The organism is Rhodoferax sp. (assembly GCF_014859475.1).
Taxonomy (GTDB): Bacteria; Pseudomonadota; Gammaproteobacteria; order Burkholderiales; family Burkholderiaceae_C; genus Rhodoferax.
In genome coordinates this window covers 1-17829 of sequence record NZ_JACUUE010000043.1, presented here as the reverse complement: position 1 = coordinate 17829, position 17829 = coordinate 1, and the positions used below count along the sequence as shown (strand labels likewise).

Genomic DNA, 17829 nt, shown 5'->3' with positions numbered 1-17829 from the left:
ATGACGAAGCTGTTCAGGCAAAGGAGCGCTGTGACGCGGCAATCGCAGTGACGGTTTTTTTGAACGACAGGAGCATGTGTGTACCAGTGGAACTTTGAATTTTTGTGGGCATACCGCAGCCTGTTTGCCACCGGCCTGCTCTACACGCTGGGCTATACCGCGATGTGCATTGCGCTGGGCCTGCTGTTTGGCCTGATCGCCGGCATGGGACAGTTGTCGCGCTTGGGCGTGGTGCGCTGGCCCATGAAGGGCTATGTGGAGCTGTTCCGCTCCACGCCGGTGCTGGTGCAGATCATCTGGTTTTACTACGCGCTGCCGGTGCTGCTGGGCATCGAAATGTCGCCGGCCATGGCGGCGATCTTGGCGCTGTCCTTGTACGGCGGCGCGTTTTACTCCGAGATCATCCGCGGCGGCATCATCTCGATCGAGATCGGTCAGACTGAAGCCGCGCGCGCGCTGGGCATGACGCGCTTTCAGATCATGCGCCGCGTGGTGTTGCCGCAGGCGCTGCGGCGCATGACGCCGCCGCTGCTGAACCAGTCGATCATGCAGCTCAAAAATACCTCGCTGGTCTCCATCGTGGCCCTGCCCGACCTGGTCTATCAGGCGCAAGCCGTGGTGCACGAAACCTACCGGCCGCTGGAAACCTACACCTTGATTGCCTTGATGTACCTGGCCGTGCTGCTGCCCGCCACCAGCCTGATCAAGCGGCTGGAACGGCGCGCCGACACCTAGGACTGACGCAAAACGGCCCCAGCGTTGTTCTTCCTCCTTGCCTTACGTCTGTAATGCCTGCGTCGGAACGCCTAGCTGGGGCAGTTTTGCGTCAGTCCTGACTTTGCGAGAATTAGACATGATTGAAATACAGGGGCTGCGCAAGCAGTTTGGCGACAACGTGGTGCTGCGCGACGTGTCGATGCAAGTGGCCAAGGGCCAGGTGGTGGCCCTGGTAGGGCCGTCGGGCTCGGGCAAATCCACGCTGCTGCGCTGCATCAATTTGCTGACCCTGCCCGATGCCGGCAGCATCCGTGTCGGCACGCACGCCTTCAGCTACCAGGGTGACGCCACCAAGCTACCTGGCGACCGCGTGTTGTCGCGTTTTCGGGCCAATACCGGCATGGTGTTTCAGCATTTCAACCTGTTCCCGCACATGACTGCTCTGCAAAACGTGATGGAGGGCATGGTCACGGTGCTGCGCACGCCCAAGCCACAAGCGCGCGAACAGGCCTTGCAACTGTTGGCCAAAGTCGGGTTGGCGGACAAGGCCGACGCGCATCCGCAGCAGCTCTCGGGTGGTCAGAAACAGCGCGTGGCCATCGCCCGCGCGTTGGCCATGCGGCCGCAGGTGATGCTGTTTGACGAGGCCACCTCGGCGCTCGACCCCGAACTGGTGGGCGAGGTGCTGGCGGTGATTCAGTCGCTGGCCAAAGACGGCATGACCATGGTCATCGTCACCCACGAAATTGCCTTTGCCCGCGAGGTGGCCGACGTGCTGGTCTTCATGCGCGACGGCGTGGTGGTGGAAAGCGGCCCGGCCAAAGACGTGATCGACCACCCGCAGCAGGCTGCCACGCAGGCTTTTTTGGCGCGCTTTCACGACAAGTCTTAAAGTGTTGGGGTCAGAGCACGTCGCTTCGCGAGTGGTCTGACCCGCAAGGTTTCAGGTTGGTTGGGGTCAAAGCACGTCGCTTCGCGAGTGGTCTGACCCGCAAAGTATCAGAAAAAGAAACGGGCGGGCGACAAGGCCGACAAGTCTTGCGCGCTGTCTTGCCCCAGCGCCCAGCGCGCCACGGCGGCGCCCACCAGCGGCCCCAGGCAAATGCCGTCGCCCTGCATGGCGGTGGCCAGGATCAGGCCGTCCAGTTCGGGGTGTCGGCCAACGATGGGCAGGCCGTCTTCGGTGGTGGCGCGAATGCCGGCAAAGGTGCGAATCACGCGCTGGCGCGCCAGCGGCGGATAGACATCAATGGCCTCGCGCAGAATCGTCGCCACCGTGCGGATGTCGGTCTGGCGATCGAGCAGGCCGGTCTCGCGGCTGCTGCCCAGCAAAAATTGGCCGGTGCGCAGCGGGTCGATCACCAGGCTGACCGAGCTTTGCTGGGCCGTGGGTGTGTGTTTGGCGGCCAGGTAACTCGCTGACATCAGTGGCCCGGGCAGCGCCGCGTAGCCAAAGGCGGCGCGGTCGGTCACAATGAGTTGGCCCTTGCGTGGCACCATCACTTTCTCGAGGCCGACAAAGGCCATCGAGTCGATGCCTGCAGCCAGCACCACCACGTCAGCCATGATGCGCCCGGCGGCTGTTTCGACACCTGTCACACGGTTGTTGGCGATCACCAGATCAAGCACAGGGGTCTGCCGCAGTGGCACCACGTTGGCGCGAGACAGCAAGCGGTGCGTTACCTGGTAGCCAATGGCGTGGCCGTCCCTGGGCACCTTGAGCCCGGCCAGCACGCTGCCACCCAAGCCCGGCACGCGGCGCATCAGCATGGCGCGGTCGAGCCACAGCGTGGCCTCGCCCTGGCCGTCGAGGTCGCGCTGCTGCGCAGCAATCACCGCCACTTCCTGTTCGGTGCGGGCAAATAAATAGGTCGGGCGGGTATGAAACAGGTTGGTCAGCACCTCTTCGCGCACCAGTTGGGCGTAAAGGTCGCGCGCCTGGCGCGCCAGTTGCATCATCACGCCGGGGCGTTTGCTGGCCACCGACACCGCGCCATCCGAGGCACCGGTGGCGCCCGCTGACGGGGCCTGCGCATCGAGCACGGTCACTTTGGCACCTGCGCTGCTGAGGTAAAAGGCGGTGGCCGCGCCCACGATGCCGGCGCCGATCACAACAACATGGGGAAAAGGTCGACTGGCAGGCATGTTTTTGGTTAATGAGCAGGCCATATTATCGAGGCTGGTTTTGGCTACGGGGGGTGGTGCACCTCAATTCCCCTCGTGCCTTGTAGCCCGGATGCAATGCGGCGATTTTCGCGGCGCAAGGCCCCGGATTTCGCTTCGCTGCATCCGGGCTACAGGCTGCGCGTGAAGTTGCGCCACGCGCCCATAAAATCAAGGCCACTCCCGCTTTATTCAAACCCCCATGACCTTCCCCAATGCCCTTGAAAACCTGAACGTGCTGGCTCAGCAAACCCTGCTGCCGCCCAGTGCCTTGCACGATGCCGTGCCCGCCAGTGCGCGCGCCACCCACACCGTGAGCGCAGCCCGTGCCGCCGTGGCCAACATCCTGCAGGGCCGCGACCCGCGCTTGTTGGTGGTGGTCGGGCCGTGCTCGATTCATGACCTGGTCGCGGCCCGGGACTACGCGCAACGCCTGAAGGCGCTGGCCGACGAGCTGCAAGACCAGCTCTTCATCGTGATGCGCGTTTATTTTGAGAAACCACGCACCACCGTGGGCTGGAAAGGCCTGATCAACGACCCGCGCATGGACGGCTCGTTTCGCATCGAAGAGGGCTTGCATCTGGCGCGCCAGTTGCTGGTGGACCTCAACGAGATGGGCCTGCCCTGCGGCACCGAGGCGCTCGACCCGATCACGCCGCAGTACCTGGGCGACCTGATTGCCTGGAGCGCGATTGGCGCGCGCACCACCGAGAGCCAGACGCACCGCGAACTGGCCAGCGGCCTGTCGAGCCCGGTGGGCTTCAAGAACGGCACCGATGGCAATCTGGAAGTGGCGCTCAACGCCATGCTGTCCGCAGCCCAGCCGCACACCTTTCTGGGCATCAATGGCGAGGGCCAGGTGGCGCTCACACAAACCCGGGGCAACGCCCATGGCCATTTGATTTTGCGCGGCGGCGCACAGCCGAATTACGACTCGGTGGCCGTGGCGCAAGCTGAAGCCGAACTCGCCAGGGCCAACTTGCCGGTCAACATCGTGGTGGACTGCAGCCACGGCAACTCGCGCAAAAACCACGCGCTGCAAAGCCTGGTGCTGAAAGACGTGGTGGGCCAGATTGCCGATGGCAACAAATCCATCAAGGGCGTGATGCTGGAATCGAATCTGTTCGAGGGCAACCAGAAGCTGGCCGACCCCGAGGGCCTGCGCTACGGTGTGTCGATCACCGATGCCTGCCTGGGCTGGGACGACACCAACAGCGGCTTGCGCGAAGCGGCGCAGCGGCTGCGCAGCGTGCATCGCTAAGGGCTCGTCAAGTGCTGCGTCAAGCCGCCAGCGCGGCCTCGATGTCTTTGGCCAGACTCTCTGGCGTATCGGTGGGCGCATAGCGTTTCAGCACGGCACCCTCCTTACTGATCAGAAATTTGGTGAAGTTCCATTTGATCGATTTGCTGCCCAGCAGGCCGGGTGCCTCGGCCGCCAGCCACTGGTAGAGCGGGTGAGCGCCCGTGCCGTTGACGTCGATCTTGGCCATCATCTGGAACGTGACGCCATAGTTGCGCTGGCAAAAGCCGGCTATCTCGTCGTTGGAACCCTTGTCTTGTGCGCCAAACTGGTTGCACGGAAAACCCAGCACCACCAGACCCTGTTTGCCATAGGTTTGATGCAGCTTCTCCAGCCCGGCAAATTGCGGCGTGAAACCGCAGGCACTGGCGGTGTTGACGATCAACAGCACTTTGTCCTTGAAATTTTTCAAGGCAACGGGTTTCCCGTCAATTGACAGGGCTTCAAAGTCATTCACAGTGGTCATTGCTTTTCCCTAAAAATCAGCCATGGGCCTTGTCGTTGCGGGCAATCGCCAGCAAGTGGTCGATTTCCTCGCGGTGCAGCACCAGGTTGCGCGCATGCCAGCGACGAATCAGCCACATGAAGCCGGCAATCACCAGGCCAAAACCGGTGATGGCCGCAAAGGTCGGCAAACCCAGGCCGGTGGACAGGCTGTAGAGCGCGCCCAGCACCAGAATACAGGCTTGTTCGTTGAAATTCTGCACCGCAATCGAGCGCCCGGCACCCATCAGGTTATGGCCGCGGTGCTGCAGCAGCGCATTCATGGGAACCACCAAAAAGCCGCCCAAGGCGCCCAGCAAAATCAGGAACGGCGCCGCCACCCAGACGTTGGTGATAAAAATCAGGCCAATGATCAGCAGGCCCATGAGAATGCCCAGCGTGATCACACGCGGGCCGTCCTCAAGTTTCATGCGCATGGAAGCGACCATGGCCCCCAACGCCATGCCAATCGCCACCACCCCCTGCAAGGCCGATGCCTGCGTGACCGAGTAACCCAAAGCGGCGGCAGCCCAGGCCAGCACGATAAAGCGCAAATTGCCCGCCACGCCCCAGATCAACGTCGTGGCGGCCAAAGAGATTTGCCCCAGCTTGTCGCGCCACAGGCGGGCGTTGCAGGTCCAGAAATCAGGCAGTAGGGTCAGCAGGCGTTTGGGCATCGGGCGCATCAGCACGCCGGTGAGCGGAATGTGGGTGTTGAACCAGGCGGCCAGCAGATAGACAAATATGAGCACCGCAATGGCGGCTTCGGCCGGGTTGTTGATGCCGGTGTCGATGCCCGGGATGTCGATGGCGAGCAAGTGCCGCGACACTTGATGCCCGACCAGTTGGCCACCCAACAAGACACCCAGAATGATCGAGCCAATCGTCAGGCCCTCGATCCAGCCATTGGCCTTGACCAGTTGCGAGGCCGGCAAGAGTTCAGTCAGGATGCCGTATTTGGCCGGTGAATAGGCCGCCGCGCCCAGGCCGACCACGGCGTAAGCCAGCAGCGGATGGGTGCCAAACAGCATGAACAGGCAGCCGCCCACCTTGATGAAGTTGCTCACCAGCATGACCCGGCCCTTGGGCATGGAGTCGGCAAAGGCACCGACAAAAGGTGCCAACACCACGTAAAACAGGGCAAACATGGGCACCAGGGCGGCCTGTTGCCACTGCGGGGCGTGGCTGGTGCGCAGCAATTGCACGGCGGCTACAAACAAGGCGTTGTCGGCCAGCGAGCTGAAAAACTGCGCTGACATGATGGTAAAAAAGCCGCGTTTCATCGATATTGTTGGCAACCGCTCAAAGCGGCGCTGTGAGGGGGTCTTTTCTCCAAACGGTACCGGGTTATAGCACGCCGCGGCGGTGTCAAAATCGCCCCACACGCTATTTCCCCAGACCTGTCATGCCCCGTCCGATCCTCGCCACCATTCATGCCGCCGCCCTGCAGCACAACCTGGCGCGCAACCGCCAGGCCGCCCCTGACGCCCGGGTCTGGGCGGTGGTCAAGGCCAACGCGTATGGCCACGGCATCGAGCGCGTGTTTGAAGGCTTGCGCAGCGCCGATGGCTTTGCCCTGCTCGATCTGGAGGAGGCCCAACGCGTGCGCGAACTTGGCTGGCGCGGCCCCATTTTGTTGCTGGAAGGCGTGTTTGAGCCGCGTGACCTGGAGTGGTGCTCGCGGCTGGACCTGTGGCACACGGTGCATTGCGACGACCAAATCGACATGCTCGCCGCCTGCAAGACCCATGTCGGTCACCGCGTGTTCTTGAAGATGAATTCGGGCATGAACCGGCTGGGCTTTACCCCGGCGCGTTACCGCAGCGCCTGGGCGCGCCTGAACGCCTTGCCGCAGGTCGATGAAATCTCGCTCATGACGCACTTCAGCGACGCCGATGGCGGTCAGGGCATAGCCGCGCAAATGGCATGTTTCGCCGAAGTCACGCGTGACTTGCCGGGTGAACGCTCTCTGAGCAACAGTGCGGCCAGCCTACGCCACGCCGATTCAGTGTCTGCTTGCGACTGGATCAGGCCGGGCATCAGCTTGTATGGCAGTTCGCCCGACCACCCCGAGCACCTGGCTGCCGAGTGGGGCTTGCAGCCGGCCATGACGCTGGCGGCAAAAATCATCGCCGTGCAAGACATTGCGGCCGGCGCCAGCGTCGGTTATGGCTCGAAGTTTGTCGCCGAGGCACCGCTGCGCCTGGGTGTGGTGGCCTGCGGTTATGCCGACGGCTACCCGCGCGTGTGCCCCACCGGCACGCCGGTGCTGGTGGCCGGTGTGCGCAGCCGACTGGTCGGGCGCGTCAGCATGGACATGGTGACGGTGGACCTGACGCCGGTGCCCGAGGCCGACATGGGCACCGAGGTGACGCTGTGGGGGCGTGCCGCCAACGGTGTTGTGCTGGGCATTGACGAAGTGGCGCAGGCGGCCGGCACGCTAGGCTACGAGCTGATGTGCGCGCTGGCCCAGCGCGTGCCGGTGCAGGTGGCTGGTTGAAACTTTGCGGGTCAGACCACTCGCGTAGCGACGTGCTCTGACAACAGCTGGCCATGGATGACCTTGAGCCATTCAAACCACAGCACGCTGGCCAACCCCAAACCCGCTGCGGCTGCAAGCCAGGTCAAGGGCAATGGCTCGAACAAAAACAAACCCACCAGCCACGGCACATAGAGGACCAGCCCCAGCAAACCCAGGGCGGCCACCACCACCCACCACAGTGTGCGGTTGGGTACCCATAAACTGGCCCACAGCGAACCGGCGCGGCTGCGGTTGGAAAAAATCAGCGCCAGATTGGTGAACACCAGCACGGCAAAGGCCAGGGCGCGCGTTGCGCCTTCGGTCAACTGGGATTGGCCCCAGAACGTGGCCAGCAGCACCACGGCCAGCGCACCCACGCCTTGCACAAGCGCCAGCCCCAGCGTGATGCCGCCAAACAGCGGTTGCTGCACATCGCGCGGCGGGCGTTGCATGACGTCGGACTCGGCGGGTTCGTTCTCGAACACCATCGAGCAGGCCGGGTCGATCACCAGTTCCAGAAACGCGATGTGCAGTGGGAACAGCATCGTGGGCCAGCCCAGCAGCACCGGCAGCAGTGCCATGCCGGCAATCGGCACGTGCACCGCCAGGATGTAGCTCATCGACTTGCGCAAATTGTCAAAAATTCGCCGGCCCAGACGCACCGCGCCAACAATCGAGGCGAAGTTGTCGTCGAGCAGCACGATGGATGCGGCCTCGCGCGCCACGTCGGTGCCGCGTCCGCCCATGGCCACGCCCACATGCGCGGCTTTCAGGGCCGGGGCGTCGTTGACACCGTCGCCGGTCATGGCTACCACCTCGCCCGCCGCCTTCAGGGCTTGCACAATGCGCAGCTTTTGCCTCGGGGCGATGCGCGCGCAGACGCACACGCTGGCCATGCGCTGCTGTAGCTCGGCATCGGTCAAATCATCCAGTGCGTCGCCGGTCAGGAGGCCATCGGCCGCCGGTTTGAGCCCGGCCTGGCGGGCAATGGCCATGGCGGTTGCGGGATAGTCGCCGGTGATCATCACCACCCGGATGCCGGCGCTGCGGGCTTGCGTGATGGCCTTTGGAATTTCGGCGCGCAGCGGGTCGGCCAGTCCCAGCAGGCCAATGAATTCAAAGTCAAAGTCGTGCTCGATGGCGGGCCAGTCGTGGCCTTCGAAGCGTCCGCCTGCCACCGCCAGCACGCGCAGCCCCTTGGCGGCCATCGCCTCGACTGCGCCGGCAATGCGCTGTTGTGCGGCGCTGTCCAGATGGCATAAATCGACAATGGCTTCAGGCGCGCCCTTGGCCGCCACCACATGCGCGTCGCCAATTTGGGCTTGCCAGACATGCGACATGGCACGCAGCTCGGGTGTCAGGCCGTAGGTCTGCATCAGCGTCCAGTCGTGGTGCAGGTGTTCGGTGTCCTGCAAAAAGTGTTGCCCCAGACGATGGAAGGCTTTTTCCATCGGGTCAAATGGGTCGGTGACGCTGGCCAGAATGGAATACTCCACCAGCGTGTGAAAGCATTCGGGCAACTCCGTCGTGGTGGCGTAGTCAATGCTCAGGTGGTCGGCAGTGGCACAGGGCTTGGAGACTTCGCCGCCCGGCAATGGGTGTGCCTGGCGTGGCGGCACATCCAGCTCGCTGACGGTCATGCGGTTTTCTGTGAGGGTGCCGGTTTTGTCGGCGCACAAGACGCTGGTGGCGCCCAGGGTCTCGATGGCGGCAATACGCCGCGTCAACACGTTTTGTCGGGACAGGCGCCAGGCCCCCAGAGCGGGAATCACGGTCAGTACCACGGTGAATTCCTGCGGCAACAAGGCCATGGCCAGCGCAATGGCGGCCAGCAAGGCAGCCAGCCAGTCGCCGCGCATCAGCCCGTAGGCGGCCAGCAAGAACAGGCTGGCAAACAAGGCCAGCAACGCCAGCAGCCTGACCAGGCGTGCCATTTGCTGTTTGAGCGGCGAGACCTCGGCGGTCAAGCCACCCAGCGCCAGCCCGATGCGGCCAATTTCACTGTGCCTGCCCGTGGCCGTGACGCGTGCCAGCCCTTGCCCGCGCACCAGCAAGGTGCCCGAAAACAGGGCGGACCCGGGTGCGCCAGGTTCGTCGGACCGGTCAGCTGTTGCCACTGCCTTGTCCACCGGCATCGGCTCGCCGGTCAGCAGCGATTCATCCACCTGCACCTCGGCACCCTGCAGCAGCACCGCATCGGCTGGGACGCGGTCGCCCTCGGCCAGCAGCAGCACATCACCACACACCACCTCGCGCCCGGCAATGCGCTGCGCCGCGCCGTCACGCAGCACCAGGGCGCGCGGGCTGGTGAGGTCGCGCAGGGATTCGATGGCGCGCTCGGTCTTGCCCTCCTGGTACAGGGTCAGGGCCAGCACCACCAGCACCAGGCCGAACAAAACCAGGCCTTCCTGCAGATCGCCCAGCACCAGGTACAAAATGCCTGCGGCCAGCAGCAGGGCGAACATCGGGTCGGAAAGGGTTTCGCGCGCGATGCTCAGCAGGGTGCGTTTTTGCGCATCGGGCAGCTCATTGGGGCCGTCGTCCTGCAAGGCACGGGCGGCCTGCGCGGTGCTCAAACCCGCTACATCGGGCGCGCTTGGCGCATCAACGCTTGCGCTATGGTCGGTTGCGTGCAAAACCATGGTTTTCCCTCCAAGACCAATTTTCACGATTGCTGAGCGTAATTGCCGTAAGAAAGGTGCCAGAACCTGCCAAAAACGTGATATTTCGTAACTTTTGTAAGAGAAAACCCCTGCACCTGACATTGCTTAAGCCTTTTAAGATAGGTCGCTTTCAACCCACAGGAGTCATCAATGTCACAAATACCCTCCACCAAACAACAATTATTTCAGGTCGCCAAAGCGGTTTGTGTTGTGGCCGGGCTCAGCTTTGCCTTTATGAGCACCAGCCACGCTCAGGACAAGCCGTCCGGCAAGCGCTCCATCGCCGAGCAATACATCCAAGACATGAAAGAAGGCAAGATCAGCGAAGCCGGTGACGACGACCACGTGGTGCAGGAGCTGATCATCAAGCGCAGCATTCCCATCACCTACAAATACATCAATATCCTGATGAACACGCCCAATGCCTTTGGCCCCGGCGTGGCTTGCACCACGTGCCACAACTCCAATGACCCCAGCAAGAGCTACCGTGGGCTGGACCTGTCCACCTGCAAGGGCATCATTGAAGGCTCCACTGAAAAACCAAAACGCGCGCTGTTCACACCGGGTACCGAAGCCAAGCGCGACATCCTGATCCGCCGTCTGCGCAACAACCGCATGCCGCTGGGCCAGGGCTTCGAGCAGTCCACTTACACGCCAAACCACATGATGGTCAAGCAATGGATTGCCGACGGTGCCAAGAACGATGACAACTTCAAGAAGAACGTGTTGCCGCTGTTCACTACCGCCAATGCATTCGGCCCTGATACACCGGCTTGTACCGCTTGCCACATGTCCAACCAGGAACCCCCGAGCTTCCATGAGTTGGACATGAGCAGCCACGCCGGCATCATGCTGGGTGCGGACTCGGTGGCCAAGGGCGTTGACAAAGCCACCAAGGTGATCGTGGCCGGCAGCCCCGAGAAAAGCTTCATCTGGCAGCACCTGTCCGAAGACCGCATGCCTCCCGGCATCAGCCCGGCCGAGCCGCGTGACCATCCCAACACCACCATTCTTGCTGCCTGGATCAAGCAAGGGGCCAAGTGCGATTGATGGTGTCTGGCAATCTGAACCGCCGCCACTTTGTGGCGGCCCTCGCAGCAGGTGGGCTTTTGCCCACCTTTGTTGTTTCTGCAGCGACCCAAGCACCCACGGTGGTGCGGCGCTGGGCCAGTGGCAACGCCACTTTGGCACCTTTGGCCCTGCTGGATGGCCACATTTTTTTTAACGGTGACAAAACTCTGGGGCGCATCGACCCCGACAACGCCGCTCTCACCTGGAACATACCGCACCGCTTGAGCAGCAACGCCGTGTACCGGCCGCGCGCTGCGGGGGTGCTCGTCATCTCCGGTGGTCGGCACGAACTGGGCGGCTGGGCCCAGGCTGATGGCCAGCCGCTGTGGCTGCACAAGGCCATTTTGCAAGTGGGCACGCCTTTTGTGGATGCTGACCACACCTACGTGGGCGACGGCCATTGGCTGCTGGCGCTGAATAACCAGAGCGGCGCCATCGACTGGCGCTTTGCCCCGGACACCGACGACTGCACCGCCGCCTATGCGCCCACGGTGGCGGGCGAGACGGTATTCTTCGGACCGGGCGACGGCAAGCTCTACGCGGTCAACCGGGCCGATGGCAAGCTCACATGGAAGCTCGACGAAAAGAAAGAATGGCAATACGTGCGCCAGATGTACGTCACCGGCAAGGTGTTGGTGGCCGGCACTTACACCGAACTGCTCTACGGCATCAACGTCGATACCGGCAAGGTGCTCTGGAAGTTCAAGGCGGGTAACTTCATCAATTCGCACCATGTGGCGGGTGACACCGCTTACCTGTGGTCACCCACCGGCTGGATCTACGCCATTGACGTGGCCACTGGCCGGGTGCGCTGGCGCCACCAGACCACCCGCTATGGCAAGAGTGCAGACAATTGGGGTCACATGATGGCCGAGATTGTGACGTTCGAGAACCAGGTGTTTTGCCTGGACATGAAGCAGGTGCTGCATGTGCTCGACGTGGCCGATGGCCGTGAGTTGCAGCGCATTCCCTTTGCGCACGACCTGCGCCCCACGGTGTCACCGTTGCCGGGCAGGCGCGCCGTCATGGCCAGCGACACGGGCGAGGTGCAACTGGTGCAGTGGTAGGGATAACATCCCCGCCATGGCCAAAGAAAAAACCCACTACGTCTGCTCCGACTGCGGCGGCACCAGCCCCAAATGGCAGGGCAAATGCCCGAGCTGCAATGCCTGGAACACGCTGATCGAATCCGCCGCCGAGAGCGCTTCGCCGGTCAAAAACCGCTTTGCCTCGCTGGCCAAAACGGCTGAAGTGGCCGTGCTGGGCGACATCGACGCGGTCGATATGGCGCGCACCCCCACCGGCCACATAGAGCTGGACCGGGTGCTGGGCGGCGGCATGGTCGAGGGCGGCGTGGTGCTCATTGGCGGCGACCCCGGCATTGGCAAATCGACGCTGTTGCTGCAGGCGCTGGATTCACTGCAGCGCAGCGGGCAGAGCACGCTGTATGTTACCGGCGAGGAAAGCGGCGCCCAGGTGGCGCTGCGGGCGCGGCGCCTGGGGCTGGCTGGCTCACAGGTGAAGGTGCTGGCTGAAATTGGTCTTGAGAAAATTCTGAACACGCTGCAGGCCATGCAACCCGACATTGCGGTGATCGACTCGATCCAGACGGTCTATTCCGACCAGCTCACTTCGGCGCCGGGTTCCGTGGCGCAGGTGCGCGAATGCGCCGCCCACCTGACGCGTTATGCCAAGGCCAGCGGCCGCCAGGACGGCACCACGCTCAGTCGGGCCACCTGTATTGTGCTGGTCGGCCACGTCACCAAAGAAGGCGCGCTGGCGGGCCCGCGCGTGCTCGAGCACATGGTCGATACCGTGCTGTACTTTGAGGGCGACACGCACAGCAGCTTTCGGCTGGTGCGGGCCATCAAAAACCGCTTTGGCGCGGTCAACGAGATCGGCGTTTTTGCCATGACCGAAAAAGGCCTCAAGGGGGTCAGCAACCCGAGCGCGATCTTTTTGAGCCAGCACGCCGAGCCGGTGCCGGGCAGTTGCGTCATGGTCACGCTGGAAGGCACGCGCCCGATGTTGGTCGAAATTCAGGCGCTGGTGGACAGTGGCGGGCCCTCTCCCAGGCGCCTGAGCGTGGGGCTCGACAAAGACCGTCTGGCCATGCTGCTGGCCGTGCTGCACCGCCACGCCGGGGTGGCCTGCATGGACCAGGACGTGTTTGTCAACGCCGTGGGCGGCGTGCGCATTTCAGAGCCGGCGGCCGACCTGGCGGTGCTGCTGGCCATCACCTCGAGCTTGCGTGGCAAGCCGCTGCCCAAAGGCTTTTTCGCCTTTGGCGAGGTCGGCCTGGCCGGTGAAGTGCGCCCCGCGCCGCGCGGTCAGGAGCGCCTGAAAGAAGCTGCCAAACTGGGCTTCAGCGTGGCCGTGGTGCCGAAGGCCAATGTGCCTAAAAACCTCAAGTCGAAAGACTTCGAAGGTCTGACGATTCACGCCGTGGAGCGTGTCGAGCAGGCCATGGAGGTGGTGAGAAGCCTGTAAAAGAGCGGCGTCATTGCGAACAAAGTGAAGCAATCCATGGCCCCAAAGTGCATGGATTGCCACGTCGCTGCGCGACTCGCAATGACGACTATCTTTCATCCTTTGGGGTGAAAGTATTGTCATGAAGTTAGTGATTTAAGTTAAGACCCCCTTAATCTGCACACAATAAAGTCAGGGCATCAAAGTTACCAGTCTGAACCATGCCCCTTGCTCCATCCAAAGTCAAAATTCTCGTCTGGGACGCCCCCACCCGGGTGTTTCACTGGTTGCTGGCCTTGTGTTTTGCCGGTGCCTACCTGAGCGCCGACTTTGACCGCTTGCTGGCTGTCCACCTGACGCTGGGTTACACCATGCTCGGGCTGGTGGCGTTCAGGTTGGTCTGGGGGCTGATTGGCACGCGCTATGCCCGCTTTGCCAATTTCATCCGCAAGCCCAAAGAGGTGGCGCGCTACGCCGGCCAGCTGCTCAGTTTCAAGGCTGAACACCCGGTGGGGCACAACCCGCTGGGTTCGGTGTCGATTATCTTGATGCTGTTGTCCACGCTGGTCATTGTGCTCAGTGGCTGGCTTTATGTGAGCGGCGGCCCCAAGCTGATCAAGGAATTCCACGAAGGCGCGGCCGCCTTCATGCTGGCGGTGGTGGCGGTGCATGTGGCCGGGGTTGTGTTTGCCAGCCTGATGGAGCGTCAAAATCTGGCGCGCTCGATGCTCAACGGCTACAAACTGGGCCGCGCTGAGCAAGCCATTCGCTGGACATGGTGGCCGATCGCGGCGCTGGTACTGGCGGGCGTGTGGGGTTTTTGGTGGCTGCAGTGGCAAAACCCGCCGCACACCGACACTATCATCAGCGTCAACACCACCTTGAGGTTTTCCAATGCGAATTCTGCTGGCTGAAGACGACACCATGCTCGGCGACGGTCTGCGTGCCGGGCTGCGTCAGCAGGGGTTTCAGGTGGATTGGGTGCGCGACGGCCTGGCGGCAGAGCGCGAAATCAGCACCGGCGACTACCAGGCGGCGGTGCTTGACCTGGGGCTGCCGCAAAAAGATGGCCTGGATGTGCTGCAGGCCTTGCGCAGCAAAAAAATAGCCACGCCGGTGCTGGTGCTGACCGCCCGCGACACGGTGCCGGAGCGCATCAGGGGGCTCGATCTGGGCGCCGATGACTATGTGCTCAAACCCGTGGATTTGTTTGAGCTGGGGGCGCGCCTGCGCTCGCTGGTGCGCCGCGCGCATGGCCAAATCCAGGATATGCTGACCTGCGGCGAACTGCAGATGAACCCGGCCGGCCGTCAAGTGATTTTTGACGGGCTGCCCGTCGCCCTCTCAACCCGGGAGTTTGACTTGCTGCACGCGCTGATGCTGGCGCAGGGCCGCATTTTGTCGCGCGAGCAGCTCGAGCAGCAGCTCTACAGCTGGGGCCACGAGGTGGAAAGCAATGCCGTTGAAGTGCACATCCACCACCTGCGCAAAAAGCTGCGGGCCGACCTGATTCAGACTGTGCGTGGCATCGGCTACACCCTGCTGCACGCCAGCCAGGGCGCTTGAAACGCGCACATATATGACCTTGCTGCCCAATTTAAAGTCGCTGCAAGCGCGTTTGCTGGCACTGTTGCTGTTGCTGGTGACGCTGGTCTGGCTCGGTGCCGCCGGGTTCATCTGGGTCGATGCCAGTGATGAGCTTGACGAACTGCTCGACGGCCATCTGGCGCAGTCGGCGGCCTTGCTGATCGTGCAGCAAGGCGGACACGGCGATGCATCCGGCGTCGCGAGCGGGCGTGGCGAAGCAGGCGGCCCCGTGGAAAACGCACCTTCGCTGCACAAATATGCACCGCGCGTGGCGTTCCAGGTCTTCCACGAAGGCCAGCTCACCATGCGCTCGGCCAATGCCGGCACGACACCGATGGCGAAAAAAGCGCGCGGATTTTCTACCGTGCAATTCGGTGACCGTTCTGACTGGCGGGTGTTTGCCGCGCAGGGCAGCGAAGGCGATATCCAGGTTTTTGTGGGCGAGCAAATCGACTCCCGCGACTCGATATTGTGGGCCGTGCTCGAGGGCGTACTGACACCGTTGCTCTATGCCCTGCCGCTGTTGGCGCTGGTGGGCTGGCTGGCCGTGCGCAATGGCCTGGCGCCACTGCGGCAGCTGAGCCGGGCGCTGGCGCAACGTCAGCCGCAAGCGCTGGAGCCAGTGCTGCTGCCTGACTTGCCGACAGAAGTTGAGCCCGTGGTGCACGCGCTCAATGCCTTGTTCGAGCGCATTCAGGCCATGGTCGATGCCGAGCGCCGTTTTACCGCCGATGCCGCGCACGAACTGCGCACGCCGATTGCCGCCATTCGCACCCAGGCCCAGGTGGCGTTGGGCGCGGGTAGCGACAACGCGCAGCGCGACCATGCGCTCCGGTACACCCTGGCCGGCTGCGACCGCGCCAGCCATCTGGTTGAGCAACTGCTGACGCTCTCACGGCTGGAGTCATCCCGCAACGGCGCGCCAGTCGGGCTGGTGGACGTGACCGCGGTGGCGCAACGGGTGGCGGCCGATCTGGCCCCGACCGCCTTGGCGCGTGCGCAGGAACTGGCACTGGACGCGCCCGCCAAGGCCTACATCGACGCCGATGAGATGCTGACCAGCGTGCTGCTGCGCAACCTGCTGGACAACGCCCTGCGCTACAGCCCGGACGGGGCGCGGGTGGCGCTTTCGGTGATGGCCGATGGCAAGCAGGTGATGCTGCGCGTCCAGGACAGCGGCCCGGGTCTGACCGAGGCCGAGATGGCGCGCCTGGGTGAGCGTTTTTACCGCGTGCTGGGCACTGACAAAACAGGCAGCGGCCTGGGCTGGTCGATCGTGCGGCGCATTGCCGCGGTCTATCAGGCCCGGGTTTGCGTCAGCCGCTCCGAGCAGCTGGGCGGGCTTTGCGTCACGGTGAGCTGGGCGGCGGCGCAGGGGAAACCCTGAATTGGGTTGACATTGTCCGCAAGACGCTTCGCTGCGCCCGTAAAATCGGCGATTTGCAGCATTGCCCCCTTAATCCGAAGGAACAACCGATGAGCCCCTTACCGCCCGACCTGTCTGACCGCGATGGAAAAATCTGGATGGATGGCCAGATGGTGGATTGGCGAGATGCCAAGATCCACGTGCTGACCCACACCCTGCACTACGGCTGCGGGGTTTTTGAAGGGGTGCGCGCCTATAAGACAGCGGACGGCACGGCGATTTTCCGGCTCGAAGAGCACACCCAGCGGCTGTTGAACAGCGCCAAGATTTTGCGCATGACGATCCCGTTCAGCAAAGAACAAATCATGCAGGCGCAGCTCGACGTGGTGCGCGAGAACAAGTTGGCATCATGCTACCTGCGCCCCTTGAGCTGGATCGGCAGCCGCAAGCTCGGCATCAGCCCCAAGGGCAACCACATCCACCTGATGGTGGCCGCCTGGGCCTGGGGCGCATATTTGGGCGACGAGGGCATGAGCAGAGGCATACGGGTCAAGATTTCCAGCTACACGCGCCACCACGTCAATATCACCATGACGCAGGCCAAGGCGGTAAGCAACTACACCAACTCGATCCTGGCCAACATGGAAGCGCTGGACGACGGCTATGACGAAGCCATGTTGCTCGATGCCAACGGCTTTGTCTCGGAGGGTTCGGGCGAAAACCTGTTTGTGGTGAAAGATGGCGTGGTCTATACGCCCGATTTGTCGGCCGGGGCGCTCAACGGCATTACCCGCAACACCGTGCTGCACATTTGCCAGGACCTGGGGATTGAGGTGGTGCAAAAGCGCATCACACGCGACGAGGTTTACATTTGCGACGAGGCGTTCTTCAGCGGCACGGCCGCCGAGATCACGCCTATTCGCGAGCTCGACCGCATTGAGCTGGGCAAGGCCGGTTACGTTGGCACCCGCGGCCCGATCACCGAGAAAATCCAGAGCGCGTTCTTTGACATCGTCAACGGCCGCAACCCCAAATACGCCCATTGGCTGGCGAAAGTTTGAAACCGAAACAATTTTGAAACCTTGCGGGACCGACCAAGATTTGCGAAGAAAATTTGCTCTGTCCTCAACAAATCTGAAACCTTGCGGGACAGACCAAGATTTGCGCAGCAAATTTGCTCTGTCCTCAACTGATTAGAAAGACACCATGACAACTGCAACCATAGAACTGCTGGCCAAAGACCTCAACCACCAGGGTGGCGTGCATTGCCCCAGCCCGCTGGCCGACATGAAGCTGTGGAACAGCCACCCCAAGGTCTATCTGGACGTGGCCCGTACCGGCCAGGCCAAGTGCCCCTATTGCGGCACGCTGTACAAGCTCAAGCAAGGCGAGCACTTTCAAGGCCATTGAAACAACGGGCCGCAACGATGAGGCTCAGGCTGTCATTGCGCAAATGGCCGTCATTGCGAACGCAGTGAAGCAATCCATG

16 protein-coding genes are annotated in these 17829 nt (G+C 62.7%); 12 read left to right on the top strand and 4 right to left on the bottom strand.

Translation table 11 applies throughout. The features are described from left to right. Positions 1-78: 78 nt before the first annotated feature. The gene (locus IBX54_RS06255; protein WP_296541805.1) at positions 79-735 is read left to right on the top strand and encodes an amino acid ABC transporter permease; all 657 of its coding nucleotides are present in this window, start codon (positions 79-81) and stop codon (positions 733-735) included. 118 nt (positions 736-853) lie between these two features. Beyond that, positions 854-1609: an amino acid ABC transporter ATP-binding protein gene (locus IBX54_RS06250; protein WP_296541804.1), complete on the top strand. Its 756-nt coding sequence runs from the start codon at positions 854-856 to the stop codon at positions 1607-1609. 107 nt (positions 1610-1716) lie between these two features. Here IBX54_RS06250 and IBX54_RS06245 read toward each other — a convergent pair whose 3' ends face one another. Beyond that, positions 1717-2862, bottom strand: coding sequence for an FAD-binding oxidoreductase (locus tag IBX54_RS06245; RefSeq protein ID WP_296541803.1), 1146 nt, complete (start codon positions 2860-2862; stop codon positions 1717-1719). A gap of 220 nt (positions 2863-3082) precedes the next feature. On the opposite strand from IBX54_RS06245, the gene IBX54_RS06240 reads away from it, so the two are divergent. Continuing rightward, complete coding sequence (locus tag IBX54_RS06240; protein WP_296541802.1) at positions 3083-4141, top strand: 3-deoxy-7-phosphoheptulonate synthase; 1059 nt, start codon at positions 3083-3085, stop codon at positions 4139-4141. A gap of 19 nt (positions 4142-4160) precedes the next feature. On the opposite strand, the gene IBX54_RS06235 is transcribed toward IBX54_RS06240, so the two are convergent. Together IBX54_RS06235 and lplT are read right to left on the bottom strand one after the other, a co-directional pair. Continuing rightward, the gene (locus tag IBX54_RS06235) at positions 4161-4646 is read right to left on the bottom strand and encodes a glutathione peroxidase (RefSeq protein WP_296541801.1); all 486 of its coding nucleotides are present in this window, start codon (positions 4644-4646) and stop codon (positions 4161-4163) included. 16 nt (positions 4647-4662) lie between these two features. Then, positions 4663-5946, bottom strand: coding sequence for a lysophospholipid transporter LplT (lplT, locus tag IBX54_RS06230; protein WP_296541800.1), 1284 nt, complete (start codon positions 5944-5946; stop codon positions 4663-4665). 122 nt (positions 5947-6068) lie between these two features. On the opposite strand from lplT, the gene alr reads away from it, so the two are divergent. Continuing rightward, positions 6069-7163, top strand: coding sequence for an alanine racemase (gene alr, locus IBX54_RS06225; RefSeq protein WP_296541799.1), 1095 nt, complete (start codon positions 6069-6071; stop codon positions 7161-7163). An 11-nt stretch (positions 7164-7174) separates the two neighbouring features. Here alr and IBX54_RS06220 read toward each other — a convergent pair whose 3' ends face one another. Further along, positions 7175-9826, bottom strand: a complete 2652-nt coding sequence (locus IBX54_RS06220; RefSeq protein ID WP_296541798.1) for a cation-translocating P-type ATPase — start codon at positions 9824-9826, stop codon at positions 7175-7177. A gap of 171 nt (positions 9827-9997) precedes the next feature. Between IBX54_RS06220 and IBX54_RS06215 the strand changes: the two genes are divergently transcribed. The 8 genes from IBX54_RS06215 to IBX54_RS06180 all read left to right on the top strand — a co-directional run bounded on the left by IBX54_RS06215 (position 9998) and on the right by IBX54_RS06180 (position 17750). After that, positions 9998-10897, top strand: coding sequence for a hypothetical protein (locus IBX54_RS06215; protein WP_296541797.1), 900 nt, complete (start codon positions 9998-10000; stop codon positions 10895-10897). After that, entirely contained in the window at positions 10897-11985 is a 1089-nt protein-coding gene (locus IBX54_RS06210) for a PQQ-like beta-propeller repeat protein (RefSeq protein WP_296541796.1), read from the top strand. The genes IBX54_RS06215 and IBX54_RS06210 overlap by 1 nt, the downstream gene beginning before the upstream one ends. A 16-nt stretch (positions 11986-12001) precedes the next feature. Beyond that, positions 12002-13408, top strand: coding sequence for a DNA repair protein RadA (gene radA / locus IBX54_RS06205; RefSeq protein ID WP_296541795.1), 1407 nt, complete (start codon positions 12002-12004; stop codon positions 13406-13408). Positions 13409-13608: 200 nt separating this feature from the next. Next, positions 13609-14301: a cytochrome b/b6 domain-containing protein gene (locus IBX54_RS06200; protein WP_296541794.1), complete on the top strand. Its 693-nt coding sequence runs from the start codon at positions 13609-13611 to the stop codon at positions 14299-14301. After that, entirely contained in the window at positions 14282-14953 is a 672-nt protein-coding gene (locus IBX54_RS06195) for a winged helix-turn-helix domain-containing protein (RefSeq protein ID WP_296541793.1), read from the top strand. The genes IBX54_RS06200 and IBX54_RS06195 overlap by 20 nt, the downstream gene beginning before the upstream one ends. A 13-nt stretch (positions 14954-14966) precedes the next feature. Further along, positions 14967-16361: an ATP-binding protein gene (locus IBX54_RS06190; protein WP_296541792.1), complete on the top strand. Its 1395-nt coding sequence runs from the start codon at positions 14967-14969 to the stop codon at positions 16359-16361. 89 nt (positions 16362-16450) lie between these two features. Next, a complete protein-coding gene (locus IBX54_RS06185) occupies positions 16451-17401 on the top strand; it encodes a branched-chain amino acid transaminase (protein WP_296541791.1) in 951 nt (316 codons plus the stop codon). A 145-nt stretch (positions 17402-17546) separates the two neighbouring features. Then, a complete protein-coding gene (locus IBX54_RS06180; RefSeq protein WP_296541790.1) occupies positions 17547-17750 on the top strand; it encodes a zinc-finger domain-containing protein in 204 nt (67 codons plus the stop codon). Positions 17751-17829: the final 79 nt, after the last annotated feature.